The sequence below is a fragment of the Streptomyces sp. NPDC018029 genome (genome assembly GCF_044327655.1).
Taxonomy (GTDB): Bacteria; Actinomycetota; Actinomycetes; order Streptomycetales; family Streptomycetaceae; genus Streptomyces.
In genome coordinates, this window is the sequence record NZ_JBIRFV010000003.1 from 590,965 (window position 1) to 607,512 (window position 16,548).

15 protein-coding genes are annotated in these 16,548 nt (G+C 71.3%); 9 read left to right on the forward strand and 6 right to left on the reverse strand.

Annotation, left to right across the window (positions count from 1 at the left end):
- The first annotated feature begins 189 nt into the window (after positions 1–189).
- Positions 190–1,131, forward strand: coding sequence for an NYN domain-containing protein (locus ACH4D5_RS11355; protein WP_398300910.1), 942 nt, complete (start codon positions 190–192; stop codon positions 1,129–1,131).
- Between the two features lie 28 nt (positions 1,132–1,159).
- Here the strand turns inward: ACH4D5_RS11355 and ACH4D5_RS11360 are convergent, their stop codons facing one another.
- Together ACH4D5_RS11360 and ACH4D5_RS11365 are read right to left on the reverse strand one after the other, a co-directional pair.
- Positions 1,160–2,122 carry an alpha/beta fold hydrolase gene (locus tag ACH4D5_RS11360; protein WP_398300912.1) on the reverse strand — a complete coding sequence of 321 codons (963 nt, stop codon included), beginning with the start codon at positions 2,120–2,122 and terminating at the stop codon, positions 1,160–1,162.
- A 621-nt stretch (positions 2,123–2,743) separates the two neighbouring features.
- Positions 2,744–5,056 carry a DEAD/DEAH box helicase gene (locus tag ACH4D5_RS11365; RefSeq protein ID WP_398300914.1) on the reverse strand — a complete coding sequence of 771 codons (2,313 nt, stop codon included), beginning with the start codon at positions 5,054–5,056 and terminating at the stop codon, positions 2,744–2,746.
- A gap of 464 nt (positions 5,057–5,520) precedes the next feature.
- On the opposite strand from ACH4D5_RS11365, the gene ACH4D5_RS11370 reads away from it, so the two are divergent.
- Positions 5,521–6,258, forward strand: coding sequence for a ferritin-like fold-containing protein (locus ACH4D5_RS11370; RefSeq protein WP_398300916.1), 738 nt, complete (start codon positions 5,521–5,523; stop codon positions 6,256–6,258).
- A 44-nt stretch (positions 6,259–6,302) separates the two neighbouring features.
- Here the strand turns inward: ACH4D5_RS11370 and ACH4D5_RS11375 are convergent, their stop codons facing one another.
- From ACH4D5_RS11375 to ACH4D5_RS11390, 4 genes are all read right to left on the reverse strand, one after another.
- Positions 6,303–6,572 (reverse strand): hypothetical protein, encoded by a 270-nt coding sequence (locus ACH4D5_RS11375; protein WP_398300918.1) that lies wholly within the window; start codon positions 6,570–6,572, stop codon positions 6,303–6,305.
- Positions 6,573–6,788: 216 nt separating this feature from the next.
- Entirely contained in the window at positions 6,789–7,016 is a 228-nt protein-coding gene (locus ACH4D5_RS11380) for a DUF3107 domain-containing protein (RefSeq protein ID WP_055565193.1), read from the reverse strand.
- Between the two features lie 139 nt (positions 7,017–7,155).
- Entirely contained in the window at positions 7,156–7,797 is a 642-nt protein-coding gene (locus ACH4D5_RS11385; protein ID WP_362999487.1) for a TetR/AcrR family transcriptional regulator, read from the reverse strand.
- 190 nt (positions 7,798–7,987) lie between these two features.
- Positions 7,988–8,206 carry a hypothetical protein gene (locus ACH4D5_RS11390; RefSeq protein ID WP_398300920.1) on the reverse strand — a complete coding sequence of 73 codons (219 nt, stop codon included), beginning with the start codon at positions 8,204–8,206 and terminating at the stop codon, positions 7,988–7,990.
- A 192-nt stretch (positions 8,207–8,398) separates the two neighbouring features.
- On the opposite strand from ACH4D5_RS11390, the gene ACH4D5_RS11395 reads away from it, so the two are divergent.
- The 7 genes from ACH4D5_RS11395 (at position 8,399) to ACH4D5_RS11425 (ending at position 16,437) form a co-directional block, all read left to right on the forward strand.
- A complete protein-coding gene (locus ACH4D5_RS11395) occupies positions 8,399–9,400 on the forward strand; it encodes an alpha/beta fold hydrolase (RefSeq protein ID WP_398300922.1) in 1,002 nt (333 codons plus the stop codon).
- A gap of 242 nt (positions 9,401–9,642) precedes the next feature.
- Positions 9,643–10,764: a DUF3152 domain-containing protein gene (locus ACH4D5_RS11400; RefSeq protein WP_398300923.1), complete on the forward strand. Its 1,122-nt coding sequence runs from the start codon at positions 9,643–9,645 to the stop codon at positions 10,762–10,764.
- An 82-nt stretch (positions 10,765–10,846) separates the two neighbouring features.
- Positions 10,847–10,939 carry an Ms4533A family Cys-rich leader peptide gene (locus ACH4D5_RS11405; RefSeq protein ID WP_317987152.1) on the forward strand — a complete coding sequence of 31 codons (93 nt, stop codon included), beginning with the start codon at positions 10,847–10,849 and terminating at the stop codon, positions 10,937–10,939.
- A 146-nt stretch (positions 10,940–11,085) separates the two neighbouring features.
- Positions 11,086–12,810 carry an ABC transporter substrate-binding protein gene (locus tag ACH4D5_RS11410; protein ID WP_398300924.1) on the forward strand — a complete coding sequence of 575 codons (1,725 nt, stop codon included), beginning with the start codon at positions 11,086–11,088 and terminating at the stop codon, positions 12,808–12,810.
- Positions 12,807–13,742 (forward strand): ABC transporter permease, encoded by a 936-nt coding sequence (locus ACH4D5_RS11415; RefSeq protein ID WP_398300926.1) that lies wholly within the window; start codon positions 12,807–12,809, stop codon positions 13,740–13,742. Before ACH4D5_RS11410 ends, ACH4D5_RS11415 begins: the two co-directional genes overlap by 4 nt.
- Positions 13,739–14,809, forward strand: a complete 1,071-nt coding sequence (locus tag ACH4D5_RS11420; RefSeq protein ID WP_398300928.1) for an ABC transporter permease — start codon at positions 13,739–13,741, stop codon at positions 14,807–14,809. The genes ACH4D5_RS11415 and ACH4D5_RS11420 overlap by 4 nt, the downstream gene beginning before the upstream one ends.
- Entirely contained in the window at positions 14,806–16,437 is a 1,632-nt protein-coding gene (locus ACH4D5_RS11425) for a dipeptide ABC transporter ATP-binding protein (protein WP_398300930.1), read from the forward strand. Before ACH4D5_RS11420 ends, ACH4D5_RS11425 begins: the two co-directional genes overlap by 4 nt.
- Positions 16,438–16,548 lie beyond the last annotated feature (111 nt).

Sequence of the window (16,548 nt, forward strand, 5' to 3'; positions counted from 1 at the left end):
CTTCTCCCTTCGTCTGGTCATCCTCCTGCAAGGAGAACTGCTGGTTCCTGCGGTGTCTTCCTGACGGGTACAACGAGTTGCCTCGTGCAAACATTCCCTACGCTAAAGAAATTTTTCGAGAACCTAATTACTTGCGAGTAGCGAGAGCAGTTGTGTTCGCAGCGTGACGGGCGGGAGACTGGGAACGATATGAACGACGCCGACCCCAGCGCAACGGATACCGACGCCACGGATATCAGCGCAGCGGACATCAGCGCTCAGTTGGAGCGCACCAACAGCCTGCTCGAGCGCATGCTCGCCGAGGTGGCGAAGACCCCGTCCACGCACGCGATCTTCGTCGACGCCGGGTATCTGTACGCGGCCGCGGGCCGGCTCGTCACCGGAACCACCGAGGACCGCCGGTCCTTCGACGTCGACGCGGAGGGTCTCATCGAGGCGCTCATCGACAAGGCCCGCACGATCTTCGCGGACAGCAGGCTGCTGCGCGTGTACTGGTACGACGGGGCGAGGCGCCGCATCCACACGACCGAACAGCAGTCCATCGCCGAGCTGCCCGACGTCAAGGTCAGGCTCGGCAACCTCAACGCCAACAACCAGCAGAAGGGCGTCGACTCCCTGATCCGGAGCGACCTGGAGTCACTGGCCAGGCACCGCGCCATCAGCGACGCGGCGCTCATCGGCGGCGACGAGGACCTGGTCTCGGCGGTCGAGGCTGCGCAGGGGTACGGCGCGCGGGTCCACCTGTGGGGCATCGAGGCGCCCGACGGCCGCAATCAGGCGGAGGCGCTGCTCTGGGAGGTCGACAGCCAGCGCACGTTCGACCTCGACTTCTTCAAGCCGTACGTCACACGCCGCGTCGTCACGCCGCACGAGGCGGCCACCGCCGCGCACCGCCCCACCCGCGAGGACGTCCGCTTCGTCGGCGCGCAGATCGCCGCGAAGTGGCTCGGAGCGCGGGGCCGCGAGGCGCTGGTGGGCCTGCTGCCCGGCCACCCCTATCTGCCCGGCTCGGTGGACCAGGACCTCCTGGTGGAGGCGGAGCGGCTGTTGCAGTACTCGCTGCGCGGCCAGTCGGATCTGCGGAGGGCGCTGCGGGACGGGTTCTGGGAGCACTTGCAGGCGCAGTACTGAGGTCCGCCTCAGCTCTGCCCCAGTGTCCTCAGTACCGGTTCCAGAAGTCGATCAGGGCTGCCGCCGTCTCCTCGGGGCGGTCGGTGTTGGGGGAGTGCTCGGCGCCGTGGATCACCGTGCGGTGGGCCGCCAGGCGCTCGGCCATGTCGTCCAGGAGAGGGACGGCCCAGGTGTCGTCGCGCTCGCCCGAGATCACGTGCTTGGGCAGCGGCAGCGCGGCGAGCTCGGCCACGCGGTCCGGCTCGGTGGACAGCTGTCTGCCGGTGGCGATGAGCTGGGCGGGGCTGTGCCGCAGCCAGCGGGCCCGCAGAGCCTCACTGTCATCCTCGACGCCCTGCTCGCCCGCCGTGGTCCCGTCCCCCGTCTGCGTGTTCCCCGTCTGCGTGTTCCCTGTCTGCGCGTCCTGCGGGGGCGGCGGCTCCATGGCCTGCATCGCCTGCCACACCTCGTCCATGGACAGCACCGCGACGGCGTCCGCCAGCATCTTGGCGCGCTCCTGCTGTACGGGGGCGATCGCGGCGGGCCCCGAGGACATGAGGGTGAGGGTGGCGAAGGGGCGGGGATCGAGCAGCACGGCGGCCCGGGCGATCTGACCTCCGAGGGAGTGGCCGAGGAGGTGCAGGGTGCGGGGGCGGGAAGGGGGCAAGGGAGGCTCGCTGACTCCGCTGTCCGCCAGGAGCGCCGCCGCCTGGGCCAGGACATCGCGCGCCAACTCGCCCTGGGTGTACGCCGATTGGTCGTCCGGACCGGGCGTCTCGTACTGGCCGCGACCGTCCACGGCCACCGCGCGGTATCCGGCGTCGGCGAGCGGCTCGAGGAGGGCGATGAAGTCCTCCTTGCTGCCGGTGAACCCGGGAAGCAGGAGGACGGTTCCTCTGCGCCGGACGCCCGCCGCCGGCGCCGCGTCGAGCACGGCGAAGTCTCCACGGTCGGTACGGAGGGCGTGCGCGGTCGCACACGGGGGCGGTACGAAGGTCGGGGGCCTGCTCATGAGCCGAGGCTAACGGGTCGGCAGAACCGGACGACAGCGAGTGCGGCGCCGACGGGGGCACGGGCTGAGGTCGGGCGCCGACTTGGGCTTTCCGGGTCGGTGCCCGGTGCCCGGTGGCTGCGGGCCGACTGGCACAGTCCCGTCCGCCGGGGGGCGGTCCCCCCGTTGGGCCGGGGCCTGCTGTCCGGCCGCTTGGCCGCCGCTGGCAGGGCGCCACTCGCTGAGCCCTGCCAGGTGTCGGGTCCTGGCTCACCGTGGGGACCGCTCATGTCCGGCCTGAGGGCTGCGGCAAGGCCGGGCCGGCTTGCCGCTTGGCCGCCGTTGCCGGGGCGGCTGTGGCTCCTGGGCCGGTACCGGGCCCTGCGCGGGTGTCGGGTCTTGGTCGACCGTGGGGTCTGCGTACGTCCGGGCTCGGGGGCTGTGGCAGGCGGGTGCTGGCTGCACACGGGGCGCTCGACCCCGCAGGGGTCCCGGCCCCTCGCCGGGCCGCGCCAGCCGGCGCTGGCTGTCGTCAGGGAGGGGCGGCAGGCGGCTGGTGCGGGTTGCTGGGGGGGGCGGGTGGGGACGCGCGAAGGCCCGCCCCCGAGTGGGGGCGGGCCTTCGGTGTGGGTCGGCTGTGCGTCAGCTGTCCGCTGTCTCCACCGGCTCTGCCTTCTTGCGCGTGCGGCGGCGCGGGGCCGGGGTCTCGGCCTCGGGCGCGTCCACGGAGGTGGCCGCGGCCTTGCGCGTACGACGGCGGGGCTTGGGCTCCTCCGTCGCCTGGGCCGGGATACCGGCCTCGACGGCCTCGACGGTGTCGGCGACCTTGGCCGCCGCCGTCTTGCGGGTCCGGCGCTTCGGCTTCTCGGCCTCGGCCTCGGGTGCGTCGGCCTCGGGGGCCTTCTCCGCTGCCTTGCGGGTGCGGCGCTTCGGCTTTTCGGCCTCAGCCTCCGGCACTGCCGCCTCGGCGACCTTCTCCGCTGCCGTCTTGCGGGTGCGGCGCTTGGGCTTCTCGGCCTCGGCCTCCGGCGCGGGAGCCTCCGCAGCCTCGGGGGCCTTCTCCGCCGTCTTGCGGGTGCGGCGCTTCGGCTTTTCGGCCTCAGCCTCGGGCACTGCCGCCTCGGCGACCTTCTCCGCTGCCGTCTTGCGGGTGCGGCGCTTGGGCTTCTCGGCCTCGGCCTCGGGGGCAGTGGCCTCGGGGGCCTTCTCCGCCGCCTTGCGGGTGCGGCGCTTCGGCTTCTCCGCCTCGGGCGCGACCGTCTCGGGCAGGACAGCCTCGGGGGCAATCGTCTCAGGCACGACTGCCTCGGTTTCGGGCGTCGGCTCCGCGACCTTGCGGGTGCGGCGGCGCGGCTTCGTGGCCGGGGGCTCCACCTCGGCAACAGGGGCCGGGGCCGGAGCCGGGGCCTCCGCCTCGGTCGTCGTGGCCTCGGCCGTCGCCAGGGACTCCGACGCGGCGCCGGCACGCGTCCGCCGACGGCGGCGCGGGGTGCGCGGCTCGGTCGCCTCGGTGGCTACCGGGGCAGCCTCCGTGACCGGGGCGGCCTCGGCCACCGGAGCGGCAGGAGCCGTCGCGGGGGCAGTCGCGGTCGTGGCCGTGTCGAGCGGGGTGCCACCGCGCGTACGGCGGCGACGACGCGGTGTGCGCGCCGGGCGCTCACGCTCGGCGGTCGCCGGGGCCGAACGGTCCCGGTCCCGGCCACGGTCGCGGTCGCGATCCTGCGTACGACCGCCGCCGGAACGGCCACCACGGCCGCGTCCACCGGTCTCGCCGAGGTCCTCGATCTCCTCCGCGCCCAGACCCGCACGGGTCCGCTCGCCACGCGGCAGAACACCCTTCGTGCCCGCCGGGATGTTCATCTCCTCGTACAGGTGAGGGGAGCTGGAGTACGTCTCGACCGGGTCGTTGAAGCCCAGGTCGAGGGCCTTGTTGATCAGCTGCCAGCGCGGGATGTCGTCCCAGTCGACCAGCGTGATCGCGATGCCCTTGGCGCCCGCGCGGCCGGTGCGGCCGATGCGGTGCAGGTACGTCTTCTCGTCCTCGGGGGACTGGTAGTTGATGACGTGCGTGACGCCACCGACGTCGATGCCGCGCGCGGCGACGTCCGTGCAGACGAGCACGTCCACCTTGCCGTTGCGGAACGCGCGCAGCGCCTGCTCGCGGGCGCCCTGGCCGAGGTCACCGTGCACGGCGCCCGAGGCGAACCCGCGCTTCTCCAGCTGCTCGGCGATGTCGGCGGCGGTCCGCTTCGTACGGCAGAAGATCATCGCGAGTCCGCGGCCCTCGGCCTGGAGGATGCGCGAGACCATCTCGGGCTTGTCCATGTTGTGCGCGCGGTACACGAACTGCTTCGTGTTGGCGACGGTCTGGCCCTCGTCGTCCGGCGCGGTGGCGCGGATGTGCGTGGGCTGCGACATGTACCGACGGGCGAGGCCGATGACGGCGCCCGGCATGGTCGCCGAGAACAGCATCGTCTGGCGCTTCGCCGGAAGCATGTTGATGATCTTCTCGACGTCGGGCAGGAAGCCCAGGTCGAGCATCTCGTCGGCCTCGTCGAGGACCAGGCACTTGATCTGCTTGAGGTCGAGCTTGCGCTGACCCGCGAGGTCGAGCAGCCGGCCGGGGGTGCCGACGACCACGTCGACGCCCTTCTTGAGGGCCTCGACCTGCGGCTCGTAGGCACGGCCGCCGTATATGGCGAGCACGCGGACGTTACGCGCCTTGCCGGCGGTCAGGAGGTCGTTCGTCACCTGCTGGCAGAGCTCGCGGGTGGGGACGACGATGAGGGCCTGCGGCGCCTCGGTCAGCTGCTCGGGAGTGGCGCGGCCCGCCTCGACGTCGGCCGGGACGGTCACGCGCTCGAGGATCGGCAGACCGAAGCCGAGCGTCTTGCCGGTGCCGGTCTTGGCCTGGCCGATGACGTCCTTGCCCGAAAGGGCGACGGGGAGCGTCATCTCCTGGATGGGGAAGGGGTTGATGATGCCGACGGCTTCAAGGGCTTCGGCTGTCTCGGAAAGAATCCCGAGCTCTCGGAAAGTCGTAGTCAGGGCTATGCCTCTTCTGTGAGACGCGGCGTGAGGCGAACGCAGGGGGTCGTGACCGTGCCACTACCGCCGGACGCTTGGGGGGCGTGCCGGGGGCGCGGGACCACTGCCGGCGCTCGAGCGCTCTTACCGCTGAGGTTCCCTCCTCGTGCCGTACGCATCCTGTGCGCACCGCCCGGAGGGCTGTCGGGTCGGAGCCGATCGGGCCACCGACCGGGCATCCTCATTCGTACGGCCCGTCGAATATTCGGCGGGCGCATTACCACTGTACCGCTAAATCTCGCATGTGTGTCCGGCGAATTCGTCACATGGTCGTCGTCACAGTCACTGACCAGGGCCTTACGCGTTCCCGCAGGCGGGCTATTGTGCGCTTCATGGAGACGCCTGACACCGCCGCTGAATCCGCCGCCGAACCCACCGGGATCGCCGCCCAGGACTGGGCGAAAGCTTCCGCCGAGCCCCAGTACCGCGCCGCGGTCGTGGACCTCCTCGGCGCGCTCGCCTACGGGGAGCTCGCGGCGTTCGAGCGGCTCGCGGAGGACGCGAAGCTGGCGCCGACGCTCGGCGACAAGGCGGAGCTGGCGAAGATGGCGTCGGCGGAATTCCACCATTTCGAGCAGTTGCGTGACCGTCTTTCGGCGATCGGCGCGGAGCCGACCGAGGCGATGGAGCCGTTCGTCGCCGCGCTCGACGGCTTCCACCGGCAGACCGCGCCGTCCGACTGGCTGGAAGGCCTCGTCAAGGCATACGTCGGCGACTCGATCGCCAGTGACTTCTACCGCGAGGTCGCGGCCCGGCTCGACTCCGATACGCGGGAACTCGTGCTCGGCGTGCTCGACGACACCGGGCACGCGAGCTTCGCCGTGGAGAAGGTGCGCGCCGCGATCGAGGCGGACCCGCGCGTGGGCGGGCGGCTGGCGCTGTGGGCGCGGCGGCTGATGGGCGAGGCGCTCTCGCAGTCGCAGCGGGTGGTCGCGGACCGCGACGCGCTGTCGACCATGCTGGTCGGGGGCGTGGCGGACGGCTTCGACCTGGCCGAGGTCGGGCGGATGTTCTCGCGGATCACCGAGGCGCACACCAAGCGGATGGCTGCGCTGGGCCTGGCGGCGTAGGTCTGCTCGACGGGGCGCTCCTACGCCGTCTCGACGGGACGCTCCTACGCCGTCGCCGAGCGGCGCAGGTGGTTCCGGGTGGGGCGGAGCAGCAGTGACAACAGGGCCGCCGAGACCGCTGTCGCTCCCACGAGCGTCGCCGGGGTGTGGCCGGAACCGAGCGCCATGTGTGTGATGAAGGCGCCGATGAGGGCGCCCGCGGGGCCTGTGGACAGGACCAGGCTGCGCGCGGGCAGCCGGTGGCCGAAGCGGTGCGCGGTGGCCCAGGCCAGCGCCAGGCCGAGCAATGTGGAGCCGAGTGCTTCCAGAATCACGGTGGTGCCCTCCCTCGCGGCCAGGTGCAAATCGGTCGTAGCCGGTGTACCCCGGGCCGCCGGAATGCAACCCTCCATGATCGGGTGACGCCGAAGTCCCCACGTACGGCACACGCGTACAGCGCACACATGAAGCGCATGCACGGCGCACGAGAACGGCCCGGTGGTTGGAGGTCCAACCACCGGGCCGTTCTCTGAAGATCCACCAGAAGCGTCCTACAGGGCGCTGAATCCCACCTTGCGCGCGGTCGGCTCGCCCAGCTCCACGTACGCGAGGCGGTCGGCCGGAACCAGGACCTTGCGGCCGTGGTCGTCCACGAGGCTCAGCAGCGGCGACTTGCCGGTCAGCGCCTCGGACACCGCGTGCTCGACTTCCTCGGCGCTCTGGCCGCTCTCCAGCACGATCTCGCGGGGCGCGTACTGCACGCCGATCTTGACCTCCACGGCTTTGTCCCTCCGACGGTCAGTCTGTGCGCGGCCGTCCGCGCCGTACCCAGCACACATTAGCCCGGTGAGGGGACGGGAACGGACGCGGCCGTGCACGCCGGTAGCGAACACGGCACGGGAACAAAAGCGCGAGGGCTCAGTGGCCTTCCGTGCCGTGCAGCGGGAAGCCGGCGATGCCGCGCCAGGCGAGCGACGTGATCAGCTGGACCGCCTTCTCGCGCGGGACCGTGCTGTCACTGGCCAGCCAGTACCGGGCGACGACCTGGGAGTACCCGCCGAGGCCCACGGCGAGGAGCATCGCCTCGTCCCTGGGCAGGCCGGTGTCCTCCGCGATGACCTCGCAGATCGCCTCCGCGCACTGGAGCGTGACGCGGTCCACGCGCTCGCGCACCGCCGCCTCGTTCGTCAGGTCCGACTCGAAGACCAGGCGGAACGCGCCGCCCTCGTCCTCGACGTACGCGAAATAGGCGTCCATCGTCGCGGCGACGCGGAGCTTGTTGTCCGTGGTGGACGCGAGCGCCGTGCGCACGGACTGCAGGAGCGACTCGCAGTGCTGGTCGAGCAGGGCGAGGTAGAGGTCGAGCTTGCCCGGGAAGTGCTGGTAGAGCACGGGCTTGCTGACGCCGGCGCGCTCGGCGATGTCGTCCATCGCCGCGGAGTGGTACCCCTGCGCGACGAATACTTCCTGGGCCGCCCCCAAGAGCTGGTTGCGTCGGGCACGGCGCGGCAGCCGTGTGCCCCGCGGGCGCGCCGCCTCTGTCTGCTCGATGGCTGTCACGCCGCCTCCCAAATGGTCCGATGTGCGGTGAGCGCCGCGCCGCCATCGTACTTTTCGGTAACAGTGATGTGCGCGGTGCGAACGCAGAATTTCACGGACTGGACGACCGCAGAAGGCCTGTCCAACAGTGCGTAGCCGGGCAAACACGGTCGAGCCGACGGTGCCGCCCCCGGCCGGCTGCCGGGCTCTCTCAGCGGTAGTCGTCCTCGTCGAGTTCCACGACACGGGCCTGTTCCGCCACGTCGGCTTCGTTGGCGACGATCGGATCGACCTCTTCGAGGGCGTCGTCCCGACTGGGGGTGAGATCGGTCTGCTGCTCCGCCGCGTCCGCCTCCGGGGCCTCGACGCCGGGCTCCTGCGGGCTGTCGTCCGTCTCGAAGGTCTCGGGGTCACTCGGGTCGACACTCATCTATGGCTCTCTTCCCTTGCGGTACGTGGTGGCCCTTATGGGGCGAGTGCCCTGTACCCCCGATTCCCATCACTCTTCATGGCGATCTGGTTCGAGCCTAGAAGAGACCCGTACGGGGCGCTACGCGATCCGTGTGCGGTCTGTGACAGCGAACACGTGAACTACCGCGTGATCGTCTCGTAACATTGCCGCATGTCTTCGACCGAGCTGCCGAACCTGCTGGCCTCCGCCGCCGCGCCCAAGCCGGGTGCCGTGGCGGTCGCGGAGGGGGAGCGGCTCGACTCGGTGGCCCTGCCCGGCCTCTCGCTGACCGTGCGTTCCCGGCCCTCGACCGGCCCCGGCCTGCCGCCCGCGCTGTACGTGCACGGGCTCGGCGGCTCCTCGCAGAACTGGTCGGCCCTGATGCCGCAGCTTGCGGACGTCGTCGACTGCGAGGCGATCGACCTGCCGGGTTTCGGGGACTCCCCGCCACCGGACGACGGCGACTACTCCATCACCGGGCACGCCCGCGCGGTCATCCGCTATCTCGACGCGCGCGACCGCGGCCCCGTCCACCTCTTCGGGAACTCGCTGGGCGGCGCCGTCACGACGCGCGTCGCCGCGGTCCGCCCCGACCTGGTCCGCACGCTGACGCTCGTCTCGCCGGCCCTGCCGGAGCTGCGGGTGCAGCGCACGGCGGTGCCGACGGGGCTGCTCGCGGTGCCGGGCGTCGCCGCGCTCTTCACCCGCCTCACCCGGGAGTGGACGGCCGAGCAGCGGGTGCGCGGCGTCCTCGGCCTCTGTTACGGCGACCCGGGCAGGGTCACGCCGGAAGGTTTCAGCGCGGCGGTCCGCGAGATGGAGCGCAGGCTCCAACTCCCCTATTTCTGGGACGCGATGAGCCGCACTGCGCGCGGCATCGTGAACGCGTACACGCTGGGCGGCCAGCACGGACTGTGGCGGCAGGCGGAGCGGGTGCTCGCGCCGACTCTGCTCATCTACGGCGGGCGCGATCTGCTCGTCTCCTTCCGCATGGCCCGCAGGGCGGCCGCCGCGTTCCGCGACTCGCGGCTGCTCACGCTGCCCGACGCGGGTCATGTGGCGATGATGGAGTATCCGGAGAGCGTGGCGCTCGCGTTCCGTGAACTGCTCGTCGACACCGGTGAGTTGAGCGGCCTGGGCCGCGGTGGCTCACGCACGGGTTCGGGGAGCTGAGGCGGCGCGTGGGACGTCACAGCCGCCGCGGTCCGGCAGACACGACTGACAACACCAGCACCTCGGGCACACCGGCTTCGCACGGTGTGGGACCTCAGGCCACGCCCGGTACGGGGCGGCGGCGCCGACGGGAGGCGCCGGACGGCACGCCTCCGCACGGCATCCCCGCTGCGGACGGCACCCCTGCGCACGGCATCCCCGCTGCAGATGGCACCCCTCCGCACGGCACCCCCGCCGACGGAGTGCCGCACGTTCGCGGCGGGCACCCCGAGCAGCGTGAGCCCGGTGGCGGCTGGGGTGATGTCACCGGCAGCGGTGGCGGGCCCGTGATCCGAGGCGGGCACGGTGTGCCGGGGCCCCGCCAGGACTACATGGCCGCGTTCCCCGACGACGAGGGCGACTTCGGTGCCGCGGGCGAGCAGAAGCAGGCCCCGCAGCCGCCCCCTCCCCGCGACCCGTACGCCTCCGTCACCGACTGGGACGCCGTTCCCGAACCCGCCGACGGCGGCGACGGTGACCGCGACGGCAAGAAGCGCGGCCGGAACCGCGCGCTCGCCGGCGTCGCGGCCGCCGCGATGACCACCGTCCTCGCGGTCGTCGTGGCGGGCCAGGTCGCAGGCGGCGCGAAGGGTTCCGACACGCGGACCAAGGCCGCCCCGGGCGGCGCCCGCGACACGGACGACCCCGCATCCCGCTCGGACCGCCGTCCGACGCCCGCCGAGGCGAAGGACGAGCCCCCGGCGACGTACGAGCAGAAAATGGGCCAGAAGAACCCGATGGACGCGAAACTGAAGGCGTCCGGCGACTTCGCGGCGATCTCCGGGTTCGAGAAAGCGCCCGGCAAGGGACAGCTGTTCCGCTATCGCGTCGACGTGGAGGAGGGCCTCGGCCTGGACGGCGAGCTCTTCGCGCAGGCCGTACAGAAAACCCTGAACGACAACCGGAGTTGGGCCCACGACGGGGCCCGCACCTTCGAGCGCATTTCCTCGGGGAAGCCCGATTTCGTCGTCACGCTGGCGAGCCCGGGAACGACCGCCGCCTGGTGCGCGAAATCCGGTCTCGACACGACCCAGGACAATGTGTCGTGCGATTCCGCGGCGACGGAACGCGTGATGATCAATGCCTATCGGTGGGCGCAGGGCGCGAAGACCTACGGCGACGCCGTCCAGAAGGAGTTCGGCAGCGCGATCTTCCCGTACCGGCAGATGCTGATCAATCACGAGGTCGGGCACCGGCTCGGCTTCAACCACACGGACTGCACGAAGGACGGCGGCCTCGCGCCGGTCATGCAGCAGCAGACGAAGTTCCTGAACCACGACGGCATCAAGTGCAAGGCCAACCCCTGGGCCTTTCCGAAGGGTTGAGGCCCTGCGGTGAGGTCCTCCGGAGTCCGTCACTCCGGTGGCCGCTTTGACATCTGTCGGAAGTTCGTTCATATTTCTCCGCATGTCGAACAGTCACGCCCCGTCGAGCGCCGCCATTGAGCTGGCGCTGTTCGGCGTGACCGCGCTCTGCGTGGCTGACATCCACTGTTGCTGACGCCCGCCCCGGCGAGTGCGTCGCTTTTTCCCGGCTTTCGGCTGACATCGTCCTGAGCATCCGTATGCCGTCGTGTCCCGCACCTTTCCCGGGGTGAGCTCTGTCGCTCCCATTTCGCCTTTGCGTCCCCGAGAGGTCTCTTTCCGATGCGTCGATCGTCCGTCATATCCCGCCGCGTGGCAGCGGCATCCGTCAGCCTGGTCCTGGCCTCGGGCGTCGTCGCCTGCGCGGGCCCGAAGGACAACGACGCCGGGAGCGGCGGTGACGGCAAGCCCGCCAAGGGCGGCACGCTCACCGTCCTCAACCGCGACCCGCAGACCGACTTCGACCCCGCGCGGCTCTACACCTCCGGCGGCGGCAACGTGCCGAGCCTCGTCTTCCGCACGCTGACCACCCGCAACCGCGAGGACGGCGCCAAGGGCACGGAGGTCGTCCCCGACCTCGCCACGGGCCTCGGCAAGCCGAGCAAGAACGCCACCGTGTGGACGTACACCCTGAAGAAGGGGCTCAAGTACGAGGACGGCTCGCCGATCACGACCGCCGACATCAAGTACGGCATCGAGCGGTCCTTCGCCGCCGAACTGTCCGGCGGCGCGCCCTTCTTGAGGGACTGGCTGATCGGAGGCGCCGACTACGAAGGGCCGTACAAGAGCAAGGGCGGCCTGGACTCGGTCGAGACGCCGGACGAGCGGACGATCGTCTTCCATCTGAACAAGCCCGTGGGCGATTTCGACTACGTGGCCACCCAGACGTCGTTCGCGCCCGTGCCGAAGGCCAAGGACAAGGGCACCAAGTACGAGGAGCACCCGATCTCGTCCGGCCCCTACAAGGTCGTCGAGAACCAGAACGACGGAGAGCGGCTCCGCCTGGAGCGCAACCCGCACTGGTCCGCGAAGAACGACACCGAGCGGAAGGCCTACCCCGACGTCATCGACGTACGGTCCGGGCTCGACTCGTCCGTCATCAACCAGCGGCTCTCCGCGAGCCAGGGCGCGGACGCCGCCGCCGTCACCACCGACACCAACCTCGGCCCTGCCGAGCTCGCCAAGGTCACCGGCGACAAGGAACTCGCCTCGCACGTCGGCACCGGCCACTTCGGCTACACGAACTACCTCGCCTTCAACCCGAAGGTGAAGCCGTTCGACGACCCGAAGGTGCGCCAGGCCATCTCGTACGCCGTGGACCGCTCGTCGGTCGTCAACGCGGCGGGCGGCTCCTCGCTCGCCGAGCCCGCCACCACGTACCTGCCGAACCAGAAGTCCTTCGGATACACGAAATACGACCACTTCCCGGCAGGCCCGTCCGGCAACCCGAAGAAGGCCAGGGAGCTCCTGAAGGAAGCCGGTCACAAGGACGGGCTCACCATCACGCTCACGCACTCCAACGCCAAGGACTTCGAGACCAGCCCCGAGATCGCCACCGCGATCCAGGACGCGCTCAAGAAGGCCGGCATCACCGTCAAGCTCCAGGGCCTCGAGGACAACGACTACAAGGACAAGACCCACAGCGCCAAGAACGAGCCCGGCCTCTTCCTCGCCCACTGGGGCGCCGACTGGCCCTCCGGCGGCCCCTTCCTCGCCCCGATCTTCGACGGCCGGCAGATCGTGAAGGACGGCGCCAACTTCAACTCCGGCTTCCTGAACGACAAGTCCGTCAACGACGAGATCGACGAGATCAACAAGCTGACCGACCTGAAGGCCGCCGCGAAGCGCTGGGGCGCCCTCGACAAGAAGATCGGCGAGAAGGCGCTGACCGTGCCGCTCTTCCACCCGGTCTACAAGCGGCTGTACGGCAAGGACGTCAAGAACGTCGTCATCAGCGACTGGACCGGCGTCCTCGACGTCTCCCAAGTCGCGGTGGAGTCGTCGTGACGGTCCGCACGCTCTTCTGGAGGCGGCTGCGCGAGCAGCGCGCCGCCCTCGTCGCGGCGGGCTTCGTCGCGCTGCTCGTCCTCGTGGCGCTCGCCGCGCCGCTGCTCACCGCCCTGGAGGGGCAGGACCCCACCACGTACCACCCGGACCTCGTCGACTCGGCGCGCGGCGGCGTGCCGGTCGGCCCCCTCGGCGGGATCAGCGGCGAGCACTGGCTCGGCGTCGAGCCGCAGACCGGGCGCGACCTCTTCGCGCGGCTCGTGTACGGCGCCCGGGTCTCGCTCGGTGTCGCGCTCGCCGCGACCGTCGTCCAGGTGTTCATCGGGGTCGCGGTCGGGATCGCCGCCGGATTCGGCAGCCGCTGGGTCGACCAGGTGCTCAGCAGGGCCACCGACGTCATCGTGGCGCTGCCGCTCATGGTCCTCGCGCTCGCGCTGATGGCGGTCGTGCCCAGCGGCTTCCCGCGGCCCGTGCTCGTCGCCCTCGTCATCGGCCTCGTCGCCTGGGGCAGCATGGCCAAGCTCGTGCGCGCCCAGACCGTCACGCTCAAGGAACTCGACCACGTGGCCGCCGCGCGGCTCAGCGGCTGGAGCTCCCTGCGGATCGCCCGCAGGGAACTGCTGCCCGCACTCGCCGCACCCGTCATCACCTACGCCGCGCTCCTCGTCCCCGGCAACATCACGGTCGAGGCCGCGCTCTCCTTCCTCGGCGTCGGCGTGCAGCCGCCGACGCCGTCGTGGGGACAGATGCTCACCGCCGCGGACGTCTGGTACCAGGCGGCACCGCAGTACCTGCTGTACCCGGCGAGCGCGCTGTTCGTGACCGTGCTCGCGCTCACCGTCCTCGGCGACGGCGTGCGCAGGGCGCTCGACCCGCGGGCCGGCTCGCGGCTGCGGATCGGGACGGGCCGGAAGCAGGAGGCCCGGGCATGACCAGCTCCTCCCGCTTCTCTGGTTTCTCCCGGTTCTCCGGGTTCTCCGGTTTCTCTGGGTTCTCCGGGTTCTCCGGCCTCTCAGGGTTTCTGCTGCGGCGCTTCGTCGGCGCGGCCGTCACGCTCCTCGCCATCTCCGTGATCATTTACGTGGTGTTCTACGCCGCGCCGGGCGACGTCGCCCAGATCACCTGCGGCCCCCGCTGCTCACCCGCCCAAATCCAGCAGGTCGCCGAGCAGTTGCGGCTCGACGACCCGCTGTACGCGCGCTACTGGGACTTCCTCCAGGGCATCGTCGTCGGCCACGACTACTCGACCGGCACCGGCACCGAGCACTGCGCCGCGCCCTGCCTCGGCGTCTCCTACCAGAGCGACCAGCAGGTCACCGCGCTGATCCTGGCGAAGCTGCCGGTCACCGGGTCGCTCGCGCTGGGCGCCATGGTGCTGTGGCTCGCCCTCGGCGTCGGCACCGGCGTGCTCTCCGCCTGGCGGCGCGGCAGGATCGGCGAGCGCGTGCTGACCGCCGTCACGCTCGCGGGCACCGCCACACCCGTCTTCGTCATCGGCCTGCTGCTGATGATCGTGGTCTGCGGCCAGCTGCAGTGGCTGCCCTTCCCGCAGTACGTCGCCTTCGCGGACGACCCGACGCAGTGGGCGTGGAACCTGCTCCTGCCGTGGCTGTCGCTCGCCCTGATCGAGGCGGCCAAGTACGCGCGCCTGACCCGCTCCTCGATGCTGGAGACGCTCGCCGACGACCACGTGCGCACCTTTCGCGCGTACGGCGTGGGGGAGCGGTCGATCATCGGGAAGCACGCGCTGCGCGGCGCCGTCGCACCCGTCATCGCCCTGACCGCCAACGACTTCGGGTCGATGTTCGGGGGTGCCGTGCTCAGCGAGACGCTGTTCGGCCTGCCCGGCATCGGGCGCGAGCTCGTGCACGCGGTCAAGGTCGTCGACCTGCCGGTGGTCGTCGGGATGGTCATGGTCACCGGCTTCTTCGTGGTGCTCGCCAATGCCGTCGCGGACGTCCTGTACGCGGTGGCCGACCGACGGGTGGTGCTGTCGTGAGTCTCGTCCAAGTCACCGATCTGACCGTTGAGTTCGGGTCCGGCGCGGGTGCGGGCGCGGGTTCCGGGGTGCGCGCGGTCGACGGGCTCTCCTTCACGCTGGAGGCGGGCGGCGCGCTCGCCCTCGTCGGCGAGTCGGGGTCGGGCAAGTCCACCGTGGCGTCCGCGCTGCTCGGCCTCCACCGGGGCACGGGCGCGCGGGTCGGCGGGACCGTGCGGGTCGACGGTGTCGACGTACAGGAAGCGTCCGACGCCGAACTGCGGCGGCTGCGCGGCGGCAAGGCCGCGATGGTCTTCCAGGACCCGCTCTCCTCCCTCGACCCGTACTACGCGGTGGGCGACCAGATCGCCGAGGTGTACCGCGTGCACACGGGTGCGTCCCGGCGTGCGGCACGCGCGCGTGCCGTGCAGGTGCTCGACCGGGTCGGCATCCCCGACGCGGCACGCCGCTCCCGCTCGCGCCCGCACGAGTTCAGCGGCGGCATGCGCCAACGGACGCTCATCGCCATGGCGTTGGCGTGCGAGCCCGCGCTGCTGGTCGCCGACGAGCCGACCACCGCGCTCGACGTCACCGTCCAGGCGCAGATCCTCGACCTGCTCCACACGCTGCGCCACGAGACCGGCATGGGACTGCTCCTGGTCACCCACGACGTGGGCGTCGCCGCGGAGAGCGTCGACGAGATCCTGGTCATGCGGGGCGGACGGGTGGTGGAACGCGGGGCGGTCCGTGAGGTGCTCGGGGCGCCCCGGGAGGCGTACACGCAGGAGCTGCTCAAGGCCGTGCCGCGAGTGGACTCGCCGCTGGCGCCCTCGCACGGGGGCGAGGGAGACGGCGAGGTCGTTATCGAAGCGGTCGGGCTGCGGCGGGAGTTCGGGCGCGGCAAGCGTGCCGTCACCGCCGTCGACGACGTCTCCCTCACCGTCCGCCGCGGGGAGACCCTCGGCGTGGTCGGCGAGAGCGGCAGCGGCAAGACCACGCTCGGGCGGATGCTGGTGGGACTCCTGGAACCGACCGCGGGGCAGCTCCGCCACGGGGGCGTGGAGAAGCCCGGCGGCCGGGTGGTGCCCGGGGTGCAGATGGTGTTCCAGGACCCCGTCTCCTCGCTCAATCCGCGGCGGTCCATCGGTGAGTCCGTCGCCGATCCGCTGCGCGCGCGGGGCGAGAGCGACTCCTTCGTACGGAGGAGAGTGCGCGAACTCCTGGAGCGCGTCGGCCTCGACCCCGCGCACTACGACCGCTACCCGCACGAGTTCAGCGGCGGACAGCGCCAGCGCGTCGGCATCGCGCGGGCGCTCGCCGCCGAGCCGCGGCTCATCGTGTGCGACGAGCCGGTGTCGGCACTCGACGTGACGACCCAGGCGCAGGTGACCGCGTTGCTCGCCGAGCTGCAGCGGGAGCTGGGAATCGCACTGGTCTTCGTCGCGCACGACCTGGCCATGGTGCGGCAGGTCAGCGACCGGGTCGCGGTGATGCGGCAGGGAAGGATCGTCGAACACGGGCCCGTGGACGAGGTCTACGGCTCGCCGCGGCACCCGTACACGCGACGGCTGCTCGCCGCCGTGCCCGCGCTCGACCCGGAGGCGGCGGCGCGGCGCAGGGAGGCCCGCAGGGAGCTGGCCGCAGCCTGACCGTCCGTGACGAAAGGGGGCTTCCGGGCCTCTATAGCGCGACAGAACGCTACCGGCGCGAGAAAGTTACTGCCGTTCACCCCTTCTGGTGGCGCGACGGACAACCGTCCG

Bases quoted from the DNA above. Each gene is read 5' to 3' on its own strand.
- ACH4D5_RS11420 (WP_398300928.1), top strand. From the start codon at position 13,739: ATGACCAGCTCCTCCCGCTTCTCTGGTTTCTCCCGGTTCTCCGGGTTC.
- ACH4D5_RS11405 (WP_317987152.1), top strand. From the start codon at position 10,847: ATGTCGAACAGTCACGCCCCGTCGAGCGCCGCCATTGAGCTGGCGCTG.
- ACH4D5_RS11370 (WP_398300916.1), top strand. From the start codon at position 5,521: ATGGAGACGCCTGACACCGCCGCTGAATCCGCCGCCGAACCCACCGGG.
- ACH4D5_RS11410 (WP_398300924.1), top strand. From the start codon at position 11,086: ATGCGTCGATCGTCCGTCATATCCCGCCGCGTGGCAGCGGCATCCGTC.
- ACH4D5_RS11355 (WP_398300910.1), top strand. From the start codon at position 190: ATGAACGACGCCGACCCCAGCGCAACGGATACCGACGCCACGGATATC.
- ACH4D5_RS11365 (WP_398300914.1), bottom strand. From the start codon at position 5,056: ATGACGCTCCCCGTCGCCCTTTCGGGCAAGGACGTCATCGGCCAGGCC.
- ACH4D5_RS11395 (WP_398300922.1), top strand. From the start codon at position 8,399: ATGTCTTCGACCGAGCTGCCGAACCTGCTGGCCTCCGCCGCCGCGCCC.
- ACH4D5_RS11390 (WP_398300920.1), bottom strand. From the start codon at position 8,206: ATGAGTGTCGACCCGAGTGACCCCGAGACCTTCGAGACGGACGACAGC.
- ACH4D5_RS11360 (WP_398300912.1), bottom strand. From the start codon at position 2,122: ATGAGCAGGCCCCCGACCTTCGTACCGCCCCCGTGTGCGACCGCGCAC.